Source organism: Streptomyces sp. NPDC023541 (assembly GCF_055559995.1).
This window is the reverse complement of the sequence record NZ_JBVHJO010000011.1, coordinates 78140-101488: the sequence shown is the minus strand read 5'-3', so window position 1 is coordinate 101488 and position 23349 is coordinate 78140. Positions and strand designations below refer to the sequence as shown.

19 protein-coding genes and 1 pseudogene are annotated in these 23349 nt (G+C 73.8%); 7 read left to right on the top strand and 13 right to left on the bottom strand.

Features of this window, described 5'->3' with window-relative positions; translation table 11 throughout:
* Positions 1–120: 120 nt before the first annotated feature.
* Positions 121–789 carry a DUF2293 domain-containing protein gene (locus tag ACZ3X1_RS25750; protein WP_467281115.1) on the top strand — a complete coding sequence of 223 codons (669 nt, stop codon included), beginning with the start codon at positions 121–123 and terminating at the stop codon, positions 787–789.
* Here ACZ3X1_RS25750 and ACZ3X1_RS25745 read toward each other — a convergent pair.
* A complete protein-coding gene (locus ACZ3X1_RS25745; RefSeq protein WP_467281114.1) occupies positions 782–1483 on the bottom strand; it encodes a chaplin in 702 nt (233 codons plus the stop codon). The genes ACZ3X1_RS25750 and ACZ3X1_RS25745 overlap by 8 nt on opposite strands.
* 149 nt (positions 1484–1632) lie before the next feature.
* Between ACZ3X1_RS25745 and ACZ3X1_RS25740 the strand changes: the two genes are divergently transcribed.
* A complete protein-coding gene (locus ACZ3X1_RS25740) occupies positions 1633–2181 on the top strand; it encodes a hypothetical protein (protein WP_356811953.1) in 549 nt (182 codons plus the stop codon).
* On the opposite strand, the gene ACZ3X1_RS25735 is transcribed toward ACZ3X1_RS25740, so the two are convergent.
* The 3 genes from ACZ3X1_RS25735 to ACZ3X1_RS25725 all read right to left on the bottom strand — a co-directional run bounded on the left by ACZ3X1_RS25735 (position 2162) and on the right by ACZ3X1_RS25725 (position 7694).
* Complete coding sequence (locus tag ACZ3X1_RS25735; RefSeq protein ID WP_467281113.1) at positions 2162–3367, bottom strand: SWIM zinc finger family protein; 1206 nt, start codon at positions 3365–3367, stop codon at positions 2162–2164. The genes ACZ3X1_RS25740 and ACZ3X1_RS25735 overlap by 20 nt on opposite strands.
* Positions 3364–6276, bottom strand: a complete 2913-nt coding sequence (locus tag ACZ3X1_RS25730; RefSeq protein WP_467281112.1) for a DEAD/DEAH box helicase — start codon at positions 6274–6276, stop codon at positions 3364–3366. The genes ACZ3X1_RS25735 and ACZ3X1_RS25730 overlap by 4 nt, the downstream gene beginning before the upstream one ends.
* A gap of 95 nt (positions 6277–6371) precedes the next feature.
* Complete coding sequence (locus tag ACZ3X1_RS25725) at positions 6372–7694, bottom strand: helix-turn-helix domain-containing protein (protein ID WP_467281111.1); 1323 nt, start codon at positions 7692–7694, stop codon at positions 6372–6374.
* Positions 7695–7867: 173 nt separating this feature from the next.
* Between ACZ3X1_RS25725 and ACZ3X1_RS25720 the strand changes: the two genes are divergently transcribed.
* Both ACZ3X1_RS25720 and ACZ3X1_RS25715 read left to right on the top strand, forming a co-directional pair.
* A complete protein-coding gene (locus ACZ3X1_RS25720; RefSeq protein WP_356815747.1) occupies positions 7868–8485 on the top strand; it encodes a hypothetical protein in 618 nt (205 codons plus the stop codon).
* Positions 8486–8531: 46 nt separating this feature from the next.
* Positions 8532–8792 (top strand): DUF6343 family protein, encoded by a 261-nt coding sequence (locus ACZ3X1_RS25715; RefSeq protein ID WP_356815745.1) that lies wholly within the window; start codon positions 8532–8534, stop codon positions 8790–8792.
* A gap of 41 nt (positions 8793–8833) precedes the next feature.
* Here ACZ3X1_RS25715 and ACZ3X1_RS25710 read toward each other — a convergent pair whose 3' ends face one another.
* The 4 genes from ACZ3X1_RS25710 to rpsA form a co-directional block, all read right to left on the bottom strand.
* Entirely contained in the window at positions 8834–9220 is a 387-nt protein-coding gene (locus ACZ3X1_RS25710) for a tetratricopeptide repeat protein (RefSeq protein WP_356815744.1), read from the bottom strand.
* 66 nt (positions 9221–9286) lie between these two features.
* Complete coding sequence (coaE, locus tag ACZ3X1_RS25705) at positions 9287–9913, bottom strand: dephospho-CoA kinase (protein WP_467281110.1); 627 nt, start codon at positions 9911–9913, stop codon at positions 9287–9289.
* A 58-nt stretch (positions 9914–9971) separates the two neighbouring features.
* On the bottom strand, positions 9972–10910 hold the full coding sequence (locus ACZ3X1_RS25700; protein WP_076044002.1) for a PAC2 family protein: 939 nt from the start codon (positions 10908–10910) through the stop codon (positions 9972–9974).
* Positions 10911–11194: 284 nt separating this feature from the next.
* Positions 11195–12703 (bottom strand): 30S ribosomal protein S1, encoded by a 1509-nt coding sequence (rpsA, locus tag ACZ3X1_RS25695; protein WP_356815742.1) that lies wholly within the window; start codon positions 12701–12703, stop codon positions 11195–11197.
* Between the two features lie 354 nt (positions 12704–13057).
* Between rpsA and ACZ3X1_RS25690 the strand changes: the two genes are divergently transcribed.
* On the top strand, positions 13058–13918 hold the full coding sequence (locus tag ACZ3X1_RS25690; RefSeq protein WP_467281109.1) for a class I SAM-dependent methyltransferase: 861 nt from the start codon (positions 13058–13060) through the stop codon (positions 13916–13918).
* A 4-nt stretch (positions 13919–13922) separates the two neighbouring features.
* Entirely contained in the window at positions 13923–16526 is a 2604-nt protein-coding gene (locus tag ACZ3X1_RS25685; RefSeq protein ID WP_467281108.1) for an ATP-dependent RNA helicase, read from the top strand.
* A 1-nt stretch (position 16527) separates the two neighbouring features.
* Here the strand turns inward: ACZ3X1_RS25685 and pgfA are convergent, their stop codons facing one another.
* The 4 genes and pseudogenes from pgfA to ACZ3X1_RS25665 all read right to left on the bottom strand — a co-directional run bounded on the left by pgfA (position 16528) and on the right by ACZ3X1_RS25665 (position 19511).
* Entirely contained in the window at positions 16528–17502 is a 975-nt protein-coding gene (pgfA, locus tag ACZ3X1_RS25680; protein WP_467281177.1) for a cell envelope lipid trafficking protein PgfA, read from the bottom strand.
* Positions 17503–17516: 14 nt separating this feature from the next.
* Complete coding sequence (locus ACZ3X1_RS25675; RefSeq protein ID WP_107089658.1) at positions 17517–17657, bottom strand: SPW_0924 family protein; 141 nt, start codon at positions 17655–17657, stop codon at positions 17517–17519.
* A 154-nt stretch (positions 17658–17811) separates the two neighbouring features.
* Positions 17812–18081: pseudogene (locus ACZ3X1_RS25670) on the bottom strand (DUF6193 family natural product biosynthesis protein); the annotation flags it as partial.
* Positions 18082–18242: 161 nt separating this feature from the next.
* A complete protein-coding gene (locus ACZ3X1_RS25665) occupies positions 18243–19511 on the bottom strand; it encodes a lytic transglycosylase domain-containing protein (protein ID WP_467281107.1) in 1269 nt (422 codons plus the stop codon).
* Positions 19512–19695: 184 nt separating this feature from the next.
* On the opposite strand from ACZ3X1_RS25665, the gene ACZ3X1_RS25660 reads away from it, so the two are divergent.
* Entirely contained in the window at positions 19696–20577 is an 882-nt protein-coding gene (locus ACZ3X1_RS25660; RefSeq protein WP_467281106.1) for a DUF4184 family protein, read from the top strand.
* Positions 20578–20617: 40 nt separating this feature from the next.
* Here ACZ3X1_RS25660 and polA read toward each other — a convergent pair whose 3' ends face one another.
* Positions 20618–23341, bottom strand: a complete 2724-nt coding sequence (gene polA / locus ACZ3X1_RS25655; RefSeq protein WP_467281105.1) for a DNA polymerase I — start codon at positions 23339–23341, stop codon at positions 20618–20620.
* Positions 23342–23349: the final 8 nt, after the last annotated feature.

Below are 23349 nucleotides of genomic sequence, written 5' to 3'. Positions count from 1 at the left end.
GTCCATGGGGTCCACGGCCCACCGTAGGAGCGATCAGGCCGATCCAGGAAGAGTCGGTGAAACCCCAACCTGCCTTCCCCATCAGGTGATATGAGGGGTGGAGGGCGGTATCACACCTGTATGAGCCTGGTCGTCTTCGAGTCCGTGAAGCGGATCCACTGCGCGGAGTGCCGGCGCGGCCCGCTCCCGCACCTGGTGCGCGAGGCCGGTGTGCCCCGCTGCCTGGACTGTGCGGACCTGGGGCACCTCGTCTACCTTCCGCGCGGGGACGCCGCGCTGACGCGCCGTGCCCGTGAGGCCAGTTCGCTGTCCGCCGTCCTGGTCCGCTTCCACAAGCGGCGCCGCCGGTACGAGCGCCTGGGGCTGTTCGTGGAGGATGCCGCCCTGGCCGGCGCGGAACGCGCCTGTCTCGCGGACTCCGAGGCGCGGGCGCGTCGCCGGGAGCGCGACCGGCTGCGTCGTGCGGCGGAGGACGTCCGCTTCACGGCGGCCTTCGCCGCCGAGATAGTGCGGCTGTTCCCCGGCTGCCCGGCCGACCGGGCCGTGGCGATCGCCACCCATGCCTCGGTGCGCGGCAGCGGCCGGGTGGGGCGCACCGCGGCCGGTCGGGCCCTGGACGAGACGGCGGTCTCGGTGGCGGTGCGGGCGGCGGTCCGGCACACCGACACCGAGTACGACGCCCTGCTGATGGCGGGCGTTCCCCGTTTCGCGGCCCGCGCCCGGCTGGCCCCGCGGATCGACGCCATCCTGGATGGATGGCGCACCATGAACCGGGATCAGGCTAGTTGACCCGGAAGCGGCGGTAGAGCATGAGGCCGCCGAGCAGCAGGGCGCCGCCGCTGGGCAGCAGGTAGCCGACGCCGTCCGCCCCGGTGTGGGCGAGGGCCTCGCTGTGCCGCGGGGGCTCGGGCGGGGTGACCCTGGTGACGGGTGAGGTCGGCGGGGTCGGGACGGCCGGGACGACCGGGGTGACCGGGGTGACCGGCTTCTCGACGACGGGCGGCTGAACGGGCTTGCCGGGGCCGGGCTGCTCGACGTTGACGGACGTGTTGCCGTGCGAGGGGTTTCCGATGCCGACCACGTTGACGGAGTTGCCGCTGATGTTGACCGGCAGGTCGACGGGGAGCTGGAGACCGTTGCCGGAGAGCACTCCGGGGGAATCCTTCGTCTGACCGCTCGCGACCGCTCCGCCGCCGTTGCCCGCCGCCGGCGCCGACCGGTGTGAGGTGCTCTGGCCGGAGTGCGCGCCACCGCCCTGCGACACGTTCGTACAGCGGTTGCCGGCGGCCGGGTTGAGCAGGCCGACGACGCTCACGGTGTTGCCGCACGCGTTGACCGGCACGTTCACCGGCAGCTGCACGAGGTTCCCGGACAGCAGACCCGGCGAGCGCTCGGCCCTGCCGCCCGCGTCCGCATCGGCGTGGGCGAGCCCGCTCACGCCCGCGACCGCCAGACCGCCGCCCGCGACGACCGCCGCGATCAAGCCATTTCGACGACTGTGACGCATCACTTTCCTGCCTTCCGGTGGATTTCGAGGCCTTGCCCCGCACCGGAAACAACGCCTCCAAACCCGTACGGGTTATAGAGGCGGTACGCATTTCACTCAATCGTGTGCTGGGTACTGGCTACTTCATGACTGAACGCCCGCTGCTCCTCCTCGACGTGGACGGTCCGCTGAACCCCTTCCGTGCGCCCTTCGCCGGGTTGCGCGGTTACAAGAGCCACCGCATGTGGCCGGAAGTCTGGCTCTCCTACCGCGACCCGGAATCCCGCAGGGCCCGGCGCGGCGCGCGGATCCGCCTCCATCCGTCCCACGGCTCCCGGCTGCTGGCCCTGCCCTTCGAGCTCGCCTGGGCAACCGCCTGGACGCACCAGGCCAACACCCTGATCTCGCCTCACATCGGGCTGCCGGGCGACCTGTCCGTCGTCGAATGGCCCGACCTGTTCGCCGAGGACCCCGACGGTCTCTCCTGGAAGACCCGCCATCTGCGGGACTGGGCGGCCGGCCGCCCGTTCGCCTGGGTCGACGACATGATCACCCCCCGTGACCGGGCCTGGATCGCCGCCCACCATCCGGCACCGGCCCTCCTGCTGCGCATCCACCCGCGCCACGGCCTGAGGGACCGCGACTTCACCGCGTTGACGCGCTGGGCGGAGGGTCTCAGCCCCGCAGGGCGGTGACCGGGTCCGGTGAGGGGCGGCCCGTGGGCCACCAGTCGTCGTCGCCCGGGCGGGACTCGTAGGCGTACCAGAGGGCGTCGCGGCCGAGCCGCAGCTGGCGGGTGTGGGCGGTCAGGCGGTTGCGGTCGGGGCGGAAGGCACCCTGGGACGCGGCGAGGAGCGCCGGGCGGGCCCGGTCGAAGGGGCCGGCCGGCGGATCCCAGGCCTCTTCGAGCGCGGCGAGGGCCGGGCGGCCGCCCTGGCGCCAGGCCGCCGCTGCCCGCGCGAGGTCGGTGGTGGTGCGCCCGGTGGCGCGGGCCAGCTCCCGGTAGAGGGTGCGGGCGGCGCCCGTCAGGCCGGCCGTGGGGTGCGCGGAGGCCAGCCGTACGGCGTCGTGCCAGAGGGAGAGCCCGGCGATCGGGTCCTCGCCTGTGGTGAGCAGGGTGAGGGCGCGGGCGGCCGCGTCGGAGGCGAGCTGGTCGAGGGCGAGCGGGTCCGGTGCCGCCGGGTCGGCCGGGTAGGCGGGCGGAAGGCCGGCCGCCGCGGGTGGGGCGAGCGGCGCGGGCAGCGGCGGCAGGACCGTGCGGGCGAGCGCTGCCCGGGCGGCGACTGCGGGGAAGTCCGGTGCCGTACCTGGCTGTTCACGTGCGGCGTGGGCGGCGTTGCGGCGGGTGAGGTCTTCGAGGAGTTCCCGCTCGCCGCGGCCGCGCAGGAGCAGCAGGACGAAGGGGTCCTCGTCGAGGAGGCGGGCCGCGCGGTAGCAGAGGGCGGCGGCGTGCTTGCACGGCGGACGCCCGACGTCCGGGCAGGAGCAGTGCGGGACGAGCTCGCCCGCGCCGGGCAGGACGGTCCCCGCCAGCGACCGCGGGACCTCCCGCTCCAGGAGCGCGCCGAGCGCCGCCGGGTCGGCGGCGACGTCTTCCAGCAGCTCGCCCCACTCCGCGTCCGCGAAAGCCGGCAGGGTCAGCTCGGTGCGGTACGGGCGCGGCCTGCTGCCCCGGACGTACGCGACGATGCGGCCGGGGGTGACGGTCACGGCGTCGACGTGCCCGGCGGTGGCGTAGGTGCGGCCCCGGGCCAGGCGGGCCGGATCGCCGGAGACCTCTTCCAGGGCCGACACCCAGGCCCGGCCCCACCAGCTCACCGCCGCCGCCCCGGCGGGCACGGTCTCGAAGGTGCGGCGGCGGTCGTCCCGCGCGGTGATCATGTGGGCCTCCGCAGCGAGACGAGGTCGGCGAGCTCGCGGTCGGTCAGCTCGGTCAGCGCCGCCTCGCCGGAGCCGAGGACCGCGTCGGCCAACGCCCGCTTCGCCTCCAGCATTTCGGCGATGCGGTCCTCGACGGTGCCTTCGGCGATGATCCGGTGGACCTGTACGGGCTGGGTCTGGCCGATCCGGTAGGCGCGGTCGGTGGCCTGTTCCTCGACGGCCGGGTTCCACCAGCGGTCGAAGTGGACGACGTGTCCGGCGCGGGTGAGGTTCAGGCCGGTGCCGGCCGCTTTGAGGGACAGCAGGAAGACGGGGACCTCGCCGGCCTGGAAGCGGTCCACGAGCTCTTCGCGGCGCGCCACCGGGGTCCCGCCGTGCAGGAGTTGTGTGGCGATCCCCCTCGCCGCCAGGTGCCGCTCGATGAGCCGGGCCATCGTCACGTACTGCGTGAACACGAGCACCGAACCGCCCTCGGCGACGATGGTGTCCAGCAGCTCGTCGAGCAGGGCGAGCTTGCCCGAGCGGTGCGGGAGGCGGGGCTGCTCCTCCTTCAGGTACTGCGCGGGGTGGTTGCAGATCTGCTTGAGCGAGGCCAGCAGCTTCATGATCATGCCGCGTCTCTCGATGCCCTCGCTCTCCCCGATGACGGCCATCGCCTCGTCCACCGCGGCCTGGTAGAGGGAGGCCTGCTCCCGGGTGAGGGACACCGGGTGGTCGGTCTCGGTCTTCGGCGGCAGCTCGGGCGCGATGCCAGGGTCGGACTTCTTGCGCCGCAGCAGGAACGGCCGGACGAGCGCGGCCAGCCGGGCGACCGCCGCCTCGTTGCCGCCGTCCTCCTCCTGCTGGTGCTCCACGGGGCGGGCGTGGCGGGCCCGGAAGGTGGTCAGCGGCCCCAGCAGCCCCGGCGTGGTCCAGTCGAGCAGCGCCCACAGCTCGGAGAGGTTGTTCTCCACCGGGGTGCCGGTCAGCGCCACCCTGGCCGGGGCCGGGATCGTGCGCAGGGCCTTCGCGGTCGCCGAGTGGGGGTTCTTGACGTGCTGCGCCTCGTCGGCGACGACCATGCCCCAGTGCTGTTCGGCGAGGAGGGCGGCGCTGGCCCGCATCGTCCCGTAGGTCGTGAGCACGAACCCGCCCGCGCAGGACGTCAGGTCCTCGGTGCTGCGGCCGCCGCCGTGGAAGCGGCGCACGGGCGTGCCGGGCGCGAACTTCTCGATCTCCCGCTGCCAGTTGCCCAGGAGGGACGCGGGGCACACCACGAGCGTCGGCTCGCGGCGGTCCCGGTGCAGGTGCAGCGCGATCAGCGTGACGGTCTTGCCCAGGCCCATGTCGTCGGCGAGGCAGCCGCCGAGCCCGAGGGAGGTCATCAGGTCGAGCCAGGCCAGGCCGCGCGCCTGGTAGTCGCGCAGGGTGGCCCGGAGCGCGGCGGGCTGCGGGAGCGGGGCGAACTCGCCCGTCAGCCGTTCCCGCAGGGCGGCCAGCGCCCCCACCGGTACCGCTTCGACCGGCTCGCCGTCGACCTCGGCCGTCCCCGAAAGGGCGGTGGCCAGCGCGTCCACCGGGTCCAGCAGGCCCAGCTCCCGTTTGCGCGCCTTGCGCACCAGCTCGGGGTCGACCCGCACCCACTGGTCCCGCAGCCGTACGACGGGCCGGTGGGCCTGTGCCAGGGCGTCCATCTCCCCCGGGGTGAGCCGGTCACCGCCGAGGGCCAGTTCCCAGGAGAAGGCGAAGAGGTGTTCCGCGTCGAAGAAGGCGGTCCCGTCGGTGGCCGACCCGGGCGCGGTGGACCGTACGACGGCGGTCGCGGACAGCGTACGGGCCAGGTCGCGCGGCCAGTGGACGACGACCCCGGCGGCGGCCAGCCGGTTCGCGGCGACCCCCAGCAGGTCTTCCAGCTCCGGGTCGGACAGGGCGAGGGCGTCGGGGACGGGCTGGTCCAGCAGCCGCAGCAGCGGCGGCCAGACGCGCGCTGCCCGGCGCAGCGCGAGCACGGCGTCGATCCGGGCTCGGGGACCGAAGCCGGCCCCCGCCGTGCCGGCCCACAGCTGTCCGGCGTCGGTGACGAGCGTGGGATCGGCGAGGCTGTGCACCTGGACGACGGCGGCGCCGGCGCGCCGGGTCTCCTCCCCCTCGGCCTCGTCGAAGAGGCGGAAGGAGGACAGGTCGAGCCGGAGCGAGAGCCCGACTCCGGTGTCGGCCCCGGCCGCGACCTGGGCGGCCCACTCCTGTATCCCGGGCACCTGCTGCGGTTCCCGCGCGGCGAACGGCCGCCCGGCCGCCACGGGCGCCGCCGGGGTGCGGGGCAGGCTGTCGGCGACGGCGTCGAGGAACGCGCGGACCAGCGCCTCCGGTTCGGGCAGCTGGAGCGGGCGGCGCCCGGCGAGGGGCGTCGCGTGCCCCTCGTGGGGCAGGGCGGCGGCGACCGCCCGGAGGTGGGCGATGTCGTCGGCGTCGAGCGGACCCACGCGCCAGGCGTCGACGCCCTCGGGGGTGAGCCCGGGGAGCAGCCGGCCGCGTGCGGCCAGGGTGAGGGCCTGCGTGGCGGCGGTGCCCCAGGCCCGGGTGGCGGGGTGCGCGACGGGGCTGCGGGGGGCCCGCGCGAGCAGGGGCAGGGCGTCGGTGACGGAGAAGGTCACCGCGGGCACGGGCCGGCTGCGGACCCCGCTGCCGTGCGGCCGTACGACGGTGAGCGGACCGGGCGTGCCCGCTTCGGGCAGAGCGTCGCCGTCGGGCGACCAGAAGGCGACCCGCCCCTCCCGGGGGACTGCGGCGGGCAGGAAGACGGCGGCATGGCGCAGGAGCGCGGATGCCTGCGGCTGCGGCTGCAGCTGTCTCAGCGACTCCGGCTGCCGCAGCGGCTGCGTCTGCCCCTGTGACTGTGTCTGCGCCTGTGTCTGGGCCTGTGCTGTCATGGTGTCCCCCTCCCTCACGCTCGTCCTCCCGGACCTGCCGGCCCCTTGCCCACGAGTTTAGGTGCGGCCACTGACATCGCCCCTGGCCTGTGGTTTCAGCGGGCCCAGCGGCCCTGTTCCAGGGCGTACCCGTAGACGGGCCGGCCGGTGGCGGCGCTCGTGCGCAGCGGGCGGCCGCCGTCGTCGACGCGCAGGGTGCCCGACCCGGCCGGAGAGGTCCACCGCAGATCGAGGGACCAGTCACAGTCGCAGCCCGTGGTGACGGCCTCCACCCTCAGGACGACCGGCTCGTCGGCCGTGACCCGCATCGGGAAGGCCGGGGCCGGAAGCCGGTTCCCGGCGTCGTTCCCGGCGACGGGGCGGGCCAGCGGGCGCGGCGCGTCCAGGTTGACGGCGAAGACGGCCGGGGTGAGACCCCCGCCGCACCCCTGCGACATCTGGTAGACGTTCCAGGCGGGCGGTGAGCGTCGCGCCCCCACCCGCACCTCCAGCCCCTCCAGGACCACCGCGCCCGCGCCCGTGCCGTGCAGGGTGACCTCCACGATCTGGCTCCCGGCGTGCACGGCGGACTGCGCCGTCGCCCAGGCGGACGCGTCCGCCTGCACGGGCGGCGGGGGCACCGATCCGGGGCCCCGAGCGGCCAGGTAGGCGTGGTCGCAGCCCGCGGCCCACACGTGCGACCGCACTGCCGCCTTGAGGGGCGCCGCCGGTGCCCGGCCGGGCGGCACGGGCGGTGGGGCGGAGGTCTGGGCCGGCGCGGTGGCCGGTCCCCCGGACGACGCCGAAGGCCGTGCCGGACCGGTCGGCGGATCCGTCGGCGCGGCACCCGGCGCGGACGGGGTCGCCGCGGCGGAGGCGGAGCCCCCGGGTCCGCCCGTGCCGGCGCCCGCCCCCGCCCGCGTCCCCGCTCCGGCGTGCGGCGCACCCCGGTCGGGGCCGGTCACCGCCAGCAGCGCCACGGCCACCGCCCCGGCCGTCAGCCCCGCCGCCGCGACCACGACCGCCCTGCGCCGGTACCAGGACGAGCGCGCTCCGGATTCCGTTGCCGTCGGTCCGGCCCCCGTGCCCCGGCCCGCCACGGCAGGCGGCCCCACCACGACGGCCGACTGCGGCTCCACGACGGCCGGCTCCGGCTCACCGGCGGCGGGTAGCGGGTCCGGCGCGGGCGCCCCCGCGCGCCGCCGGGCGTCCGCCAGCAGCCAGGCCCGGTGCAGGTCCACCGCCTCCGGCGCCGAGGCCCCGCAGGCCCGCGCGAAGCGGTCCACCACCGCGAACTCCACCGGCAGCGCCTCCCCCTTGCAGTACCGGTGCAGGGTCGACGTACTCGTGTGCAGCCGGCGCGCGAGGACGCCGTAACTCAGCCCGCCGCGCTCCTTCAGCTCCCGCATCCGCCGCGCGAAATCCTCGGCCTCACTCACGGTGTCCCCCGTCCGTGTCCCACGGCTCCGTTCCATGCCTGGGGTGTTCCCCCAGGTGACAGGGCGTACGGGCGTTCCAGTGTCCCGATTTCGCCCCGAACCGTGGCCCCGCGCCCCCGCCGGGGAACAGCTTTGGCAGGCACACCGATGCAGCGTCCCCGGGGAGAACCGACATGTTCCGACGTACCGACACCGCCGCCACCCTGGCCACCGCACTGGTCGCGGCGGCCGCCGCGCTCGTCCTCACCACCTCGACCTCCGCCGCGGCCGCCACCGCGCCCGGATTCCTGAACGGCACCGACCTGCCCCCGCACCCCGCGTCTGCCTGGTACGCGGGCGAGATCACCAAGGGACTGCCCGAGACGGAGACGTTCTGCCTGGACGGGGTGCTTCCGGCGGCGGGCAGCTGGCACCGCACGTTCGGCACCGAGTACGACACCGGCGCCGTGCAGGTCTCCGTGCGGTCCGCCTCGCCCTCCGCGGCCGCCAAGCTCGTCGGCACGCTGGAGCGCAAGGTCGCCTCCTGCGCCGCCGACTGGCTGCGCACGGCCCCGGGCGGCACGGCGTCCTGGCAGGACTACGGGACCCTGCCCGTCGAGGAGGGCGCGCACGTCTACGGGGTCCACACCTCGGTCCCGGAGTCCGAGCCGGGCGTGCACCTCTACGGGATCGGGCGCGACGGCTCCACCGTGACCGTCGTCAAGTGGGGGCAGATGGGCGACCTCTCCCAGGCGCCGGTCGCCGCCTTCAAGAAGTCGACCGCCAAGGCCGTGAACAGGCTCAACCCCTGACGGGACCGGCCGGCCGAGTGGGACCATGGACAGGAGAGGCGATGCCATGCGTTCCGGAAACGAGCCGGTGACAGCGCGCAGTCCGCTGCGGCTGCGGTTCTGGCTGGGCGTCTGGGGGCTGGTCTGGGCCGCCGCCGGCACGGCCGCCTTCGCGCTGGCGGGCCGTCCCGGATGGGCGGCGGCGTGCGGTGCGCTGGCGGTCGTCGTCGGCGTGGACCTGTTCATGATCGTGCGCCACATCCGGCAGGGCCCGCACTACCAGCCCGGCCGGGACGTCCCCCCGTACGAGCCGCCCGAAAGCCGCTGAGGGGTGGAGCGCCGGTCCCTCCGGATCAGGGTCCCTCCGGATCAGGCCTGTTCCTCGAAGCGGGCCGCCGCCCGGTACTCCGGCTGCGGGTCGAGGGCCGCGGCCAGCCGGAAGTGCTTGCGCGCCTGCTCGGGCCGGCCCGCCCGCTCGTGCGTACGGGCCAGCGCGAAGTGGGCGAAGGCGTTGTCCGGCTCACGCTCCAGCACCAGCTCGAACTCCAGCTGCGCCGGGCGCAGCTGGGCTGCGGCGAAGAAGGCCCGGGCGCGCAGCAGCCGGGCCGCCGTGTTCTCCGGGTGGGCGGCCACGACCGAGTCGAGGAGCTTGACCGCACCGCGCGGGTCGCGTGCGGCGAGCAGCTGCTCCGCCGCCCGGAAGTCGATGACGTGTGTTTCCGGGCTGGACGGCGTGGGGCGCGTGGTCTCGGACACGGTATGGATCCTTCCCTCTACCGGCGCCTTCAACGCCCGAGCCCCGCGCGGTATTCCATGCACACGTCAGGCGGCGCCGTCGCCCGCCGTCGGCGCCGCCGACGCCCGCGCCGTGAGTTCTTCCCACACCTTGCGGACCTGAGGCTCCAGCGCGTCCAGCGGCCCGTCGTTGTCGATCACGAGGGTGGCCACCGCCAGCCGCTGCTCGCGCGTGGCCTGGGCGGCCATCCGCGCCCGGGCCTCCTCCTCGGCCATCGCGCGCAGCCCGGTCAGCCGGGTGAGCTGCGTCGACGGGGCCGCGTCGACCACGACGACCAGGTCGTAGAGCGGTGCCAGGCCGTTCTCGGTGAGCAGCGGTACGTCGTGCACGACGATGGCGTCGGGGCCCGCGGCGGCCTCCAGCTCGGCGGACCGGGCGCCGACCAGCGGGTGCACGATCGCGTTGAGCGTACGGAGTTTCTCCGGGTCCGCGAACACGATGGATCCCAGCTTCGGCCGGTCCAGCGTGCCCTCGGGGGTCAGTACGTCTTCCCCGAAGGCGGCGACGACGGCCGCGAGCCCCGGCGTAGCGGGCTCCACGACCTCGCGTGCGATCCGATCGGCGTCCACGACGATCGCCCCGTACCCCGCCAACAGGCGCGAGACCTCGCTCTTGCCGGCACCGATTCCGCCCGTCAGGCCTACCTTCAACATGCCCCGCAGCTTAGGCCCCCGCACAGCCGTGCGGGGCCGGGCCCCCGGGACGGGGGACTCAGCCCTCGCCCTCGCGCTCCGCCAGGAACCGCTCGAACTCGCGGCCGATCTCGTCCGCCGACGGCAGTTCCGCCGGCTCGGCGATCATGTTGCCCCGGGTCTCGGCCCCGGCGGCGGCGTCGTACTGGTGCTCCAGCCCCTGCACCAGGCCGACCAGCTCCTCGTCGCCCTCGCGGATCTGCCGGTCGATCTCCGTCTGCGTACGGTGGGCCTCGGTCCGCAGCGCGTGCGCCACGGCCGGCAGCACCAGGCCGGTCGCCGCCGTGATCGCCTCCAGCACCGTCAGCGCCGCGTCCGGGTACGGGGAGCGCGCCACGTAGTGCGGGACGTGCGCGGCGACGCCGAGCACGTCGTGTCCGGCCTGGGACAGGCGGAACTCCACCAGGGACTCGGCGCTGCCGGGCACCTGGGCCTCGTCGAAGGGGCTGCGGTGGCCCGGCATGAGGTCGGTCCGGTTGCCGTGCGGGGTGATGCCGACGGGCCGGGTGTGCGGGACGCCCATCGGGATGCCGTGGAAGTTGACCGAGAGCCGGACCCCGAGGCGTTCGACGATCTGCCGGACGGCGACGGCGAAGCGCTCCCACTCCACGTCCGGCTCCGGGCCGGACAGCAGCAGGAACGGCGCTCCGGTGGCGTCCTGGACCAGCCGGACCTCCAGCCGGGGCTCCTCGAACTCCGCCCAGTGGTCGCGCTGGAAGGTCAGCAGCGGACGGCGCGCCCGGTAGTCCACGAGCCGGTCCGCGTCGAAGCGGGCGACGACCTGGTGGGGCAGGGTGTCCAGCAGCCGCTCGACGATCTGCTCCCCGGCCTCTCCCGCGTCGATGTACCCCTCGAAGTGGTACAGCATGACCAGCCCGGCCGAGTCCTGGGCGACCGCCAGGTCGGCCACCGCCAGACCCTTGGCATCCCATTCGTACAAACCCTGTGGATCAAGCACCGCCACCACTCCTCCTCGCCTCGTTCTCTGCCAAGAACGTCCAAGGCGGCGCCGTCATTCCCCAGTTGGCCCCCTTCACAGGACCGCAATGGATCACGTCGCGACGGGCGGGACGGGTGGGGAGGGACGGGACGGGACGGGCGGGAACACCGGGTGCCGAACACCAGAACGCCGGGATCACCGGGAACGCCGGGAACGCGGTGAGGCCCGCCCCCCGAAGGGGACGGGCCTCACCGTCGTACTCAGTCAGCTCTGCTCACACCGGAGTGCGATGCGCGCTGCGATCAGCTCTGGCCGCCGGCCAGCTTCTCGCGGAGCGCGGCCAGGGCCTCGTCCGACGCCAGGGCGCCGGAGGTCTCGTCCGACTCCGAGGAGTAGGAACCACCCGAGATGCCCGCACCGGCGTTGCCACCGGCGGCCGGGGCGGCAGCGCCCTCGGCAGCAGCGGCCTCGTCGGCCTCGCGGCTCTTGATGACCTGAGCCTGGTGCTGCTCGAAGCGAGCCTGCGCCTCGGCGTACTGGCTCTCCCAGGCCTCGCGCTGCTTCTCGTAGCCCTCGAGCCAGTCGTTGGTCTCGGGGTCGAAGCCCTCGGGGTAGATGTAGTTGCCCTGGTCGTCGTAGGACGCGGCCATGCCGTACAGGGTCGGGTCGAACTCGACCGACGCCGGGTCGGCACCGAAGGACTCGTTGGCCTGCTTCAGGGACAGCGAGATCCGGCGACGCTCGAGGTCGATGTCGATGACCTTGACGAAGATCTCGTCGTTGACCTGGACGACCTGCTCCGGGATCTCCACGTGGCGCTCGGCCAGCTCGGAGATGTGGACCAGACCCTCGATGCCCTCGTCCACGCGGACGAACGCACCGAACGGAACCAGCTTGGTGACCTTACCCGGGACGACCTGACCGATCTGGTGCGTACGGGCGAACTGCTGCCACGGGTCCTCCTGCGTCGCCTTCAGCGACAGGGAGACACGCTCGCGGTCCATGTCGACGTCGAGGACCTCGACGGTGACTTCCTGGCCGACCTCGACAACCTCGGACGGGTGGTCGATGTGCTTCCAGGACAGCTCGGAGACGTGGACGAGACCGTCGACGCCACCCAGGTCCACGAAGGCACCGAAGTTGACGATCGAGGAAACGACGCCGGAGCGGACCTGACCCTTCTGCAGGGTGGTGAGGAACGTCTGGCGGACCTCGGACTGGGTCTGCTCCAGCCAGGCACGGCGGGACAGGACCACGTTGTTGCGGTTCTTGTCCAGCTCGATGATCTTCGCCTCGAGCTCCTTGCCCACGTAGGGCTGGAGGTCGCGGACACGGCGCATCTCGACCAGGGAGGCCGGGAGGAAGCCGCGGAGGCCGATGTCGAGGATGAGACCACCCTTGACGACCTCGATGACGGTACCGGTGACGATGCCGTCTTCTTCCTTGATCTTCTCGATCGTGCCCCAGGCACGCTCGTACTGAGCGCGCTTCTTGGACAGGATCAGACGGCCTTCCTTGTCCTCCTTCTGGAGAACCAGGGCCTCGATCTCGTCGCCGACCTTGACGACCTCGTTCGGGTCGACGTCGTGCTTGATCGAGAGCTCGCGGCTCGGGATCACGCCTTCCGTCTTGTAACCGATGTCGAGCAGGACCTCGTCCCGGTCGACCTTCACGATGACGCCGTCGACGATGTCGCCGTCGTTGAAGTACTTGATCGTTTCGTCGATCGCGGCGAGGAAGGCTTCCTCGTTACCGATGTCGTTGACCGCTACCTGCGGAGTGGTAGAGGTGGTCTCGGTGCTGCTCGTCATGTGGGAAAGGGCTCCGGTTACGGACAGAAAGTCGTAGGTACTGCTACGCCGGGAGCCCTTATCGGCATCTGCCGAAGAAGCCGGACAGCCAAGGAAGCCCATGATCCGCACAAGCGGAGAGGGCCTCGAAAACCGAGGGGACATCAACAGATGCAAGCGCAGCCTGCTAGGTCTGAGGAGCACAGGCTCGCAGCGCAACTTGTAGCATACGGGGGCAGCCGGACAGGGTCAATGCGCGAAGCCCCACACCCCGGGCGGATCACCGCACAACCGGCACAATTCATGGGCGGGAAGGCCCTGATGGCGCTTCCTGCCACATTCCCAAGACACTCGCAGACTACGACGACGGGCCCCATGAACCAAGAGGACTACGCCCCCGAAGACGCGTACGCGGCCGATCCGGACTCCTCGGACGACGCCCAGGCCACGCGCCGTGACGCCGGGGAAGCGGAGAGCAGCCGGGCGAGCCGCAGCTGGTGGGACCGCAACGCCGACGAGTACCAGAGCGAGCACGGCACCTTCCTCGGCGACGACCGCTTCGTATGGGGGCCCGAGGGGCTGGACGAAGCGGACGCGGCCCTGCTCGGCCCCGCCGCCTCCCTCAAGGACAAGGACGTGCTGGAGATCGGCGCCGGCGCCGCCCAGTGCTCCCGCTGGCTGGCCGCCCAGGGCGCCCGCCCGGTGGCCCTCGACCTCTCGCACCGCCAGCTCCAGCACGCCCTGCGCATCGGCGGCGGTGACGTGCCGGGGGTCCGGCTCGTCGAGGCCGACGCCGGCCGGCTCCCCTTCCGCGACGGCTCCTTCGACCTCGCCTGCTCCGCCTACGGCGCCGTCCCCTTCGTCGCCGACCCGGTCAACGTCATGCGCGAGGTGCACCGCGTCCTGCGCCCCGGCGGCCGCTGGGTCTTCTCCGTCACCCACCCCCTGCGCTGGGCCTTCCCCGACGAGCCCGGCCCCGAGGGCCTGTCCGTCTCCGCCTCCTACTTCGACCGGACCCCGTACGTGGAGCAGGACGAGGAGGGGCGCGCCGTGTACGTCGAGCACCACCGCACCCTCGGCGACCGCGTCCGCGACGTCGTCGCGGGCGGCTTCCGCCTGGTCGACCTCGTCGAACCCGAGTGGCCCGAATGGAACAGCCAGGAATGGGGCGGCTGGTCCCCGCTGCGCGGGAACCTGATCCCCGGCACCGCGATCTTCGTCTGCGAGAGGGCCTGACGCCTTGATCCGCCAGGCCGCCCTCGACGCCCTTCCCGTACACGAGGCCCTGCCCGAGCTCGTCTCCGCGCTCGACGGACACGGCGCCGCGGTGCTGTGCGCGCCACCCGGGACGGGCAAGACGACGCTGGTCCCGCTGGTGCTCGCGGGCCTGGTGGGCGGCGGGCCGCGGCGCCGGGTGATCGTGGCGGAGCCCCGGCGGATCGCCGCCCGGGCGGCGGCGCGCCGGATGGCCTGGCTGCTGGGCGAGCGGGTCGGCGGCGCGGTCGGGTTCACGGTGCGCGGCGAGCGGGTGGCCGGCCCCGGCACCGTCGTGGAGGTGGTGACCACCGGTGTGCTGCTCCAGCGGCTCCAGCGCGACCAGGAGCTGGCCGGCGTGGACGTGGTCGTCCTGGACGAGTGCCACGAACGGCACCTGGACGCCGACACGGTCGCCGCGTTCCTCCTCGACGTACGCGAGACCCTGCGGCCGGAGCTGCGGCTCGTGGCGGCCTCGGCGACGACGGACTCCGCCGGCTGGGCGCGCGTGCTGGGCGGTGCGCCGGTGGTGGAGGCGGCGGGCGTCTCGTACCCGGTGGAGACCGTCTGGGCGCCTGCGGCCCGCCCGGTGCGGCCCCCGCACGGGATGCGGGTGGATCCGGCGCAGCTCGCACACGTGGCCTCGGTGGTGCGGCGGGCGCTGGCGGAACGTTCCGGTGACGTGCTGTGCTTCCTGCCCGGCGTCGGCGAGATCGCCCGGGTGGCGGGGCAGCTGGGCGGCGTGGACGCGGAGGTGCTGCAGGTCCACGGCCGGGCCCCGGCGGCCGTGCAGGACGCCGCGCTGACGGCCTCGGACCACCGCCGGGTGATCCTCGCGACGGCGGTGGCGGAATCGAGCCTGACCGTGCCCGGCGTGCGCGTGGTGGTCGATTCGGGGCTGGCGCGCGAGCCCCGGGTGGACCACGCCCGCGGGCTGGGGGCGCTGGCGACCGTACGGGCGTCCCGCGCGGCCGGGCGCCAGCGGGCGGGCCGGGCCGGGCGTGAGGCGCCGGGCACGGTGTACCGCTGCTGGGCCGAGGCGGAGGACGGCCGGCTGGCCGCGTTCCCCTCCCCGGAGATCCGGATCGCCGACCTGGCGCAGTTCGCCCTGCAGGCCGCCTGCTGGGGCGACCCGGACGCAGCCGGGCTGGCACTGCTGGATCCGCCGCCGGCCGGTGCGATGGCCGCGGCGCGGGAGGTGCTGGTGGCCGTCGGCGCGGTGTCCGCGGCCGGCGCGGTCACCCCCCGCGGGCAGCGGATGGCCCGGCTCGGGCTGCACCCGCGGCTGGCGCGGGCCCTGCTGGACGGCAGCGCCGCGCTCGGCGCCCGCCGGGCGGCGGAAGTGGTGGCGCTGCTGAGCGAGGAGCCGCCGCGGGAGTACGGGGACGACCTGGCGGCGGCCTGGCGGCGGGCCCGCGCGGGCGGCGACGCGTACACCGCCCGCTGGCGCACGGAGGCCCACCGCCTGGAGCGGGCTCTCCAGGACCCTGCGGGGCTCTCCGCCGCACCGCCCCTTTCCGACACCGGGGGTTCCGCCTCCGGCTCTCCGGTCCCGGGTTCCGCCCCGACCCCGGCGGCGGCTCCGCCCCCGGGCGCGGGGCGGGTCCCCGACGACGCCGCGGCCGGGCTGATCGCCGCACTCGCGTTCCCCGAGCGGATCGCCAGGAGCAAGGGATCGGGGGCCTTCCTCATGGCCTCCGGGACGGGGGCCGATCTCGGCGACGGGTCAGCGCTGCGCCACGCGCCCTGGCTGGCCGTGGCCGTCGCAGACCGGCCGCCGCACTCCGCCGCCGCGCGGATCCGGCTGGCCGCGGTCGTCGACGAGGACACCGCCCTGACCGCCGCCGCGCACCTGCGCGCGGACGCCGACGAAGTGCACTGGGAAGACGGCGACGTGGTCGCCCGCGCCGTCCAGCGGCTCGGGGCGATCGAGCTCGCCGTGCGCCCTCTGCGCGCTCCCGGCCCGGCGCTCGTCCGGGCCGCGCTGCTCGACGGGCTGCGCGCCGAGGGCCTCGCCCTGCTGCGCTGGACCCCGGACGCGCGGGCCCTGCGGGCCCGTCTCGGCTTCCTGCACCGCACGCTCGGCGGCGCCTGGCCGGACGTGGCCGACGACGCCGTGCTGCTGGAGCGGGCCGACGACTGGCTGGAGCCCGAGCTGTCCCGGGCCCGGCGGCGCGCGGACCTCGCCCGGATCGACGCCGGCCAGGCCCTGAACCGGCTGCTGCCGTGGGCCACCGGCGAGGCGGTCCGGCTGGACGAGCTGGCTCCGGAACGGCTGGAAGTGCCCAGCGGGTCCCGTATCCGGCTGGACTACTCCGCCGAGCACGGGCAGCCGGTGCTCGCGGTGAAGCTCCAGGAGCTGTTCGGGCTGGCCGAGACCCCGCGGGTGGCGGGTGTACCGGTGCTCGTGCACCTGCTGTCCCCCGCCGGCCGGCCCGCGGCCGTCACCGCCGACCTGGCCTCCTTCTGGCAGGGCGGCTACCGCGCCGTCCGCGCGGAGCTGCGGGGGCGCTACCCCAAGCACCCCTGGCCGGAGGACCCGGCCACCGCCGAGCCCACCCGCCACACCAACGCCCGGCTGCGCCGCTGATCTAAGGGGTGTCCCGCGGTTCGCGGGCGCGGCGGCCGCGGGCCTCCAGCCACAGCGCCGGCACGAGCAGGGCGAGGCCGCCGGCGGCCAGGCCCGCCGGGGCGTAGGTGTGGAGCACGAGGACCTTCGTACGGTTCGCCTTGACCAGGTCGACGGTGTAGTCGGAGTAGTCCTCGCGCATGGTCACGTGTCCGGCGAAGGCGGTGAGCTTGCCGTCGGGTCCGCCGGAGGCGATGCCGCCGCGCATCTCCTGCTGGATGTCCTGTTCGGCGTTGACGGGCGCCCCGGTCACGGGGTCGACCCAGAAGCGCACCTTCGCTGTGTACCAGAGGGTGGTGCCGGTCGCCGCCTCGATCGTCGCCGGGTCGATGCCCTCGATCGGCATCTTCTTCGGCATGGGCACCTTGGTCCACGGGACGGTCTGCTCGAAGTAGTAGACGTCAATGCCCTTGAAGCGGCGCGGTCCGACGTAGTGGATCGGCGAGGAGGTACGGGTCTGGGCGTCGAAGTAGAGGTAGTCGCGCGGTTCGGTGAAGAAGGGCCATTTGAACTCGATGCCCTCGCGCTTGACCGCGTCGCCGTCGACCATCTCGCCGGTGGCGTGCACCGGGTCCTGGGTGTGCGCGTCGAAGATGTAGCGCTCGGGGATCTGGGAGACCATCTTGCCGTCGGGGCCGATGATGTAGGACAGGGTGTCCCAGACCACGACGTCCTTGCCCGCGCTCGCCTCTATCTCCTTCGACGCCTCGACGTTGCCCTTGAGGGTCTGGACGATCGTGACCTTGTCGACCTTCTTGGGCTGCATACCGCCGGTGTAGTCGAGGAGGGTCGCGTCCTTCGCCTCCAGGACCATCTCCTGGTACTGGTTCGGCGGGATCTTCGCGAGGCGCGGGTACGCGTACCAGCGCAGCAGCGGGGCGAGGGCCGCGCAGAACACGGCCAGGGCCAGCAGGACAAGGCTCGCTCTGCGTCGCACGGCCGGGCCCTCCTCTACTTTCCGGGCGCGGGGGGCGCGGTGGTGAGCAGGGGCCTGGGTGAGGTCTCGCCCTCGGGCACCCCGAACGCCGTGATGGCGAACACGAGGGCCAGCGCGGCCGCGAGGCCGATGACGGCGGCGACGAATGCGCGCATGCCGGGGCTCCGAAATCTGATGAGGCGTCAGGGATGGGGCACCGTAGCAACGGGAGGCCGAGATGAGAACCGTCTCGCGTCCCCTACGGGGAAGGGGGCCGGCGGGATCCGGAAGCGACCGCCTGCGTGATGTCGGTGGGCGACCGAGGCCGGGCGGAATGTGCGCGGCGACGAGGGCGACCGCTTCCCCGGCGGAGTCGGCCCAGCCGATCACGTGGGCGCTGCGGACGCTGCGGACGCGGAACCGCCCGTCGGCCATGGGGTCCACGGAAGGTACCTGCACGAGGTAGGGGTGCTCCGTGCAGCTGCTGAGGTTCAGGCTGTAGTGACTGGTGAAGGGAAACAGCCGACGCAGACGCGGGTGCGCGTACGCCGCCTCCAGGAGGGGGCCGACGGGCGGGTACGGGCGGTCGGGGCGACGCACCTGGTAGTGGTCCCGGGCCGCCCGCCGGCCCAGCAACAGCGCCTACCAGCTCGCCTCGACGAACTCCGCCCGTCCGAGCAGGCGCGCGGCGGCCAGGTCGGGAAGGACCGGCCGACGCATGAGGGGTGTCTCGCACGCGGCGGGGTCGCCGCTGTCGGTCATCACCCCAGTGGGACGGCGGACGCGGCGCGCGTCGCCGTCGGGCTCGGCCCGGGAGCGGACCCGGGCTTCGCGGAAGCCGTGGGGCTGGGCGTGGGAGTGGGCCGGGCACCGGTGGTCGGGCTCGGGGAGGGCTTCGGGGTCGGCGTCGGCGCCGGACTTCCCGTCGGGGTGGGGGTGGGGGCCGGCGTCGGGGTCGGCTTCGGATCCGGCGTGGGAGTGGGTGTAGGCGTCGGCGTCGGGGTGGGCTTCGGGTCCGGCGTCGGCGTCGGGGTGGGCTTCGGGTCCGGCGTCGGCGTCGGGGTGGGCTTCGGGTCCGGCGTCGGAGACGGGGTGGGCTTCGGCGTCGGGGTGGGCATCGGCGTCGGCGTGGGCCTCGGGTTCGGCTTCGCCGGCGGGGTCGGCGCCGTGCCGCCCGTGTCCGGGACTCCGTGCGCGCCCTTGAGGTAGTACGCGAACCAGGAGCGCACCGTCCGCAGGTACTCCGTCGACCGGTTGTAGGAGAGCACGGCCCGGTCCAGGTCCGCGTCGACGCGCAGGTCCCGGGTTCCCGCGCACAGGTACCGGCCGGCCGCCAGGGCCGCGTCGTGCACGTTGTTCGGGTTGCGCCGGCCGTCGCCGTCCGCGTCCTGACCCCACGCCGCCCACGTGGAGGGGATGAACTGCATCGGCCCGACCGCCCGGTCGTACCGCGCGTCCCCGTCGTAGGCCCCGCCGTCGGTGTCCGAGATGTTCGCGAAGCCGTTGCCGTCGAGCACCGGCCCCAGGATCGGCCGCAGCGTGGTCCCGGTCGCGTCCACCTGCCCGCCGCGTGCCTGTCCGGACTCCACCTTGCCGATGGCCGCGAGGAGTTGCCAGCGCAGACCGCAGCCGGGATCGCTCCGCCCCACCGTCTTCTCGGCCCGCTGGTACGCCGCGAGCACGCTCGCCGGTATCCCCTGCGCGGCCCCGCCCACGGCGACCGCCGTCGCCGGCTGCGGCGCCCCCTGTTCCTGCGGCCGGGCCTCGGGCGGCCCGTCCGGCAGCACCACGGCCGGCGGCTCCGGGCCGACCAGCGGCGGGAGTTCGGTGAAGTAGGACGAGTCGCCGCCTCCCGGGTCCGCCGGAAGGGGCTGGGCACCGTTCGCGCCCGACGCCGACACCGGGGCCGGGCCGTCGGGCGACGGGCCGCGGGAGCCGGTCAGCGCCGCGGCCGTCAGGGCACAGACCAGGGCGGCGGTCGCGCCCCTGTACAGCCTGTAGCGCCCGCGTCCGCCTGATATGGACGACATGAGCCGGACCCCTCCCCCTCGACGTCCGCGTGACCCTACGTCAACTACCTTGAGAGGGCACGGGCAGCGCGTCGGAATTCACCGGATCCCCACGTCCATGTAGAGGTCACGCATACTGTCGGGACCCTTCGGGCGCATTGGCCCGAAGCAGAGGAACACGCGCGGAACGTCCAGGAGAGGTGCCATGCCCTTCACTCTCAGCCATGCGGCCGCCGTACTGCCGGCCGTCCGCCGGACGGGGCGTGCGCGGGGTCCCCTCGTGGCCTCGGCGCTCGTCCTCGGCTCCTTCGCACCCGACACCTTCTACTTCACGGACGCGATCGTCGAGGGCGTCATGGCGTACGGCACCTTCACGCACTCGCTGCCCGGCGTGCTCACCGTGGACGCACTGCTCACCGCCGTGCTCGTGGGCTGCTGGCTGCTGCTGCGCGAACCGCTGGTCGCCCTCCTGCCGAGCGGTCTGCGGGGCAGGGTGCATGCCTTCGTACGGGGCGAGGAGTGGCGCGTGCGCCGCCGACTGCCCGCGCTGGCCGCCTGGTTCTACGTCTCGGCGGTCGTCGGGTCGCTCACCCACGTGGTGTGGGACAGCTTCACGCACATGGACCGCTGGGGGACGAACGCGCTGCCGTGGCTCGGCGAACCCATCGCCTTCGGCTTCCCGCCCTACACCTTCCTGCAGTACGGCACTTCGGCGGTCGCGGCCTGTGCACTGCTGTGGTTCACGGCGACGGCGCTGCGCCGGCTGCCCGCGTCCCCGGCGCCCGCGGACGTGCCGGTGCTCGGCCGTGCCGAGTACTGGGGCTGGCTGGCGCTGATCGCGGCGTGCGTGACGACCGGCGTCACGGTGCGCGTGATCCGCTTCTTCACCTTCTTCGACCGGATCCGTACGCCCCTCGACATCATCCCGACCATCTGCTTCGGGGCGGGCGGCGGACTGGCCGTCGGCCTGCTGCTCTACGGGCTGCTGGTCCGGCTGCGCCACCGCCGCGACGGCCGCGACCGCGGCGGACGTCCGGCGGACGAGCAGAGGGGCGAGGAAACTCGGACGCCCGTCCCCACCGCCTGAGCGGGCGGTGGGGACGGGCGCCGGCCGTGCCTCGCGCCGATCAGTGCGCGGCGGACTCCCAGTCCGCGCCGACACCGACCGACACGTCCAGCGGGGCGCGGAGCTCGACGGCGGCGCCCATCTCGCGGCGCACCAGCTCCTCGACCTGCTCGCGCTCGCCGGGGGCGATCTCCAGCACGATTTCGTCGTGGACCTGGAGCAGCATCCGCGACCTCAGGCCGGCCTCGGCGATCGCCTTGTCCACGCGCAGCATCGCGACCTTGACGATGTCGGCGGCGGTGCCCTGGATCGGGGCGTTGAGCGCCATCCGCTCGGCGGCCTCGCGGCGCTGGCGGTTGTCGCTGTTGAGGTCGGGCAGGTAGCGGCGGCGGCCGAAGATCGTCGCCGTGTACCCGGTGGCGCGGGCCTCGTCCACGACGCGCTGGAGGTAGTCGCGCACCCCGCCGAACCGCTCGAAGAAGGTCTCCATCAGACCGCGCGCCTCGGCGGGCTCGATGCCCAGCTGCTGGGAGAGGCCGAAGGCGGACAGACCGTAGGCCAGGCCGTAGGACATCGCCTTGATCTTGCGGCGCATCTCGGCGTCGACCTGCTCGCGCTCGACACCGAACACCTGGGAGGCGACGGTGGTGTGCAGGTCCTCGCCGGTGGCGAACGCCTCGATCAGGCCCTCGTCCTCGGAGAGGTGGGCCATCACGCGCAGCTCGATCTGGCTGTAGTCGGCTGTCATCAGGGACTCGAAGCCCTCGCCGACGACGAAGCCGCGGCGGATGGCACGCCCCTCGTCGGTGCGCACCGGTACGTTCTGCAGGTTCGGGTCGGTGGAGGACAGGCGGCCGGTCGCGGCGACGGTCTGGCTGAAGCTGGTGTGCACCCGGCCGTCGGCGGCGATGGTCTTGACCAGGCCCTCGACGGTGACGCGCAGCTTGGCCTGCTCCCGGTGGCGGAGCATGATCACCGGCAGTTCGTGGTCGGTCTGCGTGGCCAGCCAGGCCAGCGCGTCGGCGTCCGTGGTGTAGCCGGTCTTGGTCTTCTTCGTCTTCGGCAGGTCCAGCTCGCCGAAGAAGACCTCCTGGAGCTGCTTGGGCGAGCCGAGGTTGAACTCGTGCCCGACCGCCGCGTGCGCCTCCTTGACCGCCTGCTGCACCGCTCCCGCGAACTGCTGCTCCATGGCTTCCAGGTGATCGCGGTCGGCGGCGATGCCGGCGCGCTCCATCCGGGCGAGCAGCTCGGAGGTGGGCAGCTCCATGTCGTGCAGCAGCTCCGCGGCGCCCACCTCGGTGAGCTTGCCGGTGAAGGCGCCGCCCAGGTCCAGGACGGCGCGGGCCTGCGCCATCAGTGCCTCGGCCTCGGCCGTCTCGTCGGCGCCGAAGGCCAGCTGCCCATCGGCGGCGGCGGGGGCCAGCTCACGGTGCAGGTACTCCGTGGACAGGGCGTCCAGTGCGAAGGAGCGCCGTCCCGGTTTGACCAGGTAGGCGGCGAGCGCGGTGTCCATGGTGATGCCGGCCAGGCTCCAGCCGTGCTCGGGGAAGACCCGCATCAGACCCTTGGCGTTGTGCACGACCTTGGGCCGGGCCGCGTCGGCCGCCCAGGCCGCGAAGGCCCGCTCGTCCGTCTCGTCGAGCTCGGCCGGCGTGAACCAGGCCGCGGCTCCCCCGGCGGCGGCCAGCGCGACCTCGCTGACATTGCCCTGGCCCAGCGCCCAGCTGTCGACGGTCGAGACGCCCAGCGGCTCGCCGCCGTGGCTCTCCAGCCACGGCGCCAGCTCGCCCGTACCCAGTACGCAGCCGTCGAGCTCCACGCCGGCCGCGGGCGCCGGGGCGGCGTCCTGTTCGGCGGCGCCCGGGTCCACGGCCAGCAGCCGCTCGCGCAGCGACGGGTTGCGGATCTCCAGCACGTCCAGCACACCGGTCACCGCGGACCGGTCGTAGGGCAGGCGGCCCAGGTCGGCGGGGGCCTTGGACAGCTCCACGTCCTTGACCATCTCGGTCAGGACCCGGTTGAGCTTGACGGCCTCCAGGTGGTCCCGGAGGTTCTGCCCGGCCTTGCCCTTGACCTCCTCGGCGCGCTCCACGAGCTCCGCGAACGACCCGAACTGGGTGATCCACTTGGCGGCGGTCTTCTCGCCGACGCCCGGGATGCCGGGGAGGTTGTCGGACGGGTCGCCGCGCAGCGCCGCGAAGTCCGGATACTGCTGCGGGGTGAGTCCGTACTTCTCCTCGACCTTCTCCGGCGTGAAGCGCGTCAGCTCCGAGACGCCCTTGGTCGGATAGAGCACGGTGGTGTGCTCGGACACGAGCTGGAAGGAGTCCCGGTCACCGGTGACGATCAGCACCTCGAAACCGAGGGCCTCCGCCTGCGTCGCCAGCGTCGCGATCACGTCGTCGGCCTCGAAGCCGTCGACCGCGAACCGCGGCACCTTCATCGCGTCGAGGAGTTCGCCGATCAGCTCGACCTGCCCCTTGAACTCGTCGGGCGTCTTGGAACGGTTCGCCTTGTACTCGGGGAACTCCGTCGAGCGCCACGTCTTGCGGGACACGTCGAACGCCACCGCGAAGTGCGTGGGCGCCTCGTCGCGCAGGGTGTTCGCCAGCATCGACGCGAAGCCGTAGATGGCGTTGGTCGGCTGCCCCGTCGCGGTCGTGAAGTTCTCCGCGGGCAGCGCGAAGAACGCCCGGTACGCCAGGGAGTGCCCGTCCATGAGCATCAGGCGGGGGCGGTTCGCTGCGGTCGTCTGGTCCGTCTTCTTCGATGCTGAATCTGCCACGTCCCCGA

Coding starts and splice junctions, on each gene's coding strand:
- ACZ3X1_RS25660 (WP_467281106.1), top strand. CDS start 19,696: ATGCCCTTCACTCTCAGCCATGCGGCCGCCGTACTGCCGGCCGTCCGC.
- ACZ3X1_RS25720 (WP_356815747.1), top strand. CDS start 7,868: ATGTTCCGACGTACCGACACCGCCGCCACCCTGGCCACCGCACTGGTC.
- ACZ3X1_RS25750 (WP_467281115.1), top strand. CDS start 121: ATGAGCCTGGTCGTCTTCGAGTCCGTGAAGCGGATCCACTGCGCGGAG.
- ACZ3X1_RS25690 (WP_467281109.1), top strand. CDS start 13,058: ATGAACCAAGAGGACTACGCCCCCGAAGACGCGTACGCGGCCGATCCG.
- ACZ3X1_RS25675 (WP_107089658.1), bottom strand. CDS start 17,657: ATGCGCGCATTCGTCGCCGCCGTCATCGGCCTCGCGGCCGCGCTGGCC.
- ACZ3X1_RS25665 (WP_467281107.1), bottom strand. CDS start 19,511: ATGTCGTCCATATCAGGCGGACGCGGGCGCTACAGGCTGTACAGGGGC.
- rpsA (WP_356815742.1), bottom strand. CDS start 12,703: ATGACGAGCAGCACCGAGACCACCTCTACCACTCCGCAGGTAGCGGTC.
- ACZ3X1_RS25715 (WP_356815745.1), top strand. CDS start 8,532: ATGCGTTCCGGAAACGAGCCGGTGACAGCGCGCAGTCCGCTGCGGCTG.
- ACZ3X1_RS25730 (WP_467281112.1), bottom strand. CDS start 6,276: ATGACAGCACAGGCCCAGACACAGGCGCAGACACAGTCACAGGGGCAG.
- ACZ3X1_RS25735 (WP_467281113.1), bottom strand. CDS start 3,367: ATGATCACCGCGCGGGACGACCGCCGCCGCACCTTCGAGACCGTGCCC.
- coaE (WP_467281110.1), bottom strand. CDS start 9,913: ATGTTGAAGGTAGGCCTGACGGGCGGAATCGGTGCCGGCAAGAGCGAG.
- ACZ3X1_RS25740 (WP_356811953.1), top strand. CDS start 1,633: ATGACTGAACGCCCGCTGCTCCTCCTCGACGTGGACGGTCCGCTGAAC.